General features: G+C 69.5%; 1 protein-coding gene. It reads right to left on the bottom strand.

Features of this window, described 5'->3' with window-relative positions; genetic code table 11:
- The coding region (locus CS062_RS25200) for a hypothetical protein (protein ID WP_199174369.1) at positions 1-541 on the bottom strand (541 nt) is incomplete at both ends.

Genomic DNA, 541 nt, shown 5'->3' with positions numbered 1-541 from the left:
CTTGACCACCGCGCCGTCGAGGTCAGAGGACACGTTGTGGTTGCCGTCGGTGACGCCGCCGAGCGAGCGGGGGAGCACCTTGGCCACGCTGTCGATCGCGGGGTCGGCGACCCACAGCGGCGCGTCGATGTATTGGAGCACAGCGACATACAGCGCGGTGTTGTCACCGGTGGTGGCCGAGGTCGCGAGACCCTGCGCCACCGGGATCAGGCCGAAGGGTGCGAGCGCCGCGCCCTCGACGAGGCGCACTGCGGTGCCTCCCGCGCCCACCGACAGCGTGACCGCACCTTCGAAGAGGTTCGCGGGCGGTCCCGCGTCCACGTGCAGCGCGTTGTTGATCTGCGTGCGTGCGTTGTCTGTCGCGACCCACAGCACGTTGTCGCGGAAGTCGATGATCGCGCCGTCCTCCGACGAGTTGACGTAGCGGTCGCCGTCGGTGCCGCCACCGAGCCAGCGGGGCAGGGCCTCGGCAAAGCCGTCGATGGTGGGGTCGGCGACCCACAGCGGCGCGTCGATGTATTGGAGCACAGCGACATACAGC

The organism is Roseateles chitinivorans (assembly GCF_002761755.1).
Classification (GTDB): Bacteria; Pseudomonadota; Gammaproteobacteria; order Burkholderiales; family Burkholderiaceae_C; genus Roseateles; species Roseateles chitinivorans.
The sequence above is the reverse complement of the archived record's forward strand: the minus strand, read 5'-3'. Positions and strand labels throughout refer to the sequence as shown.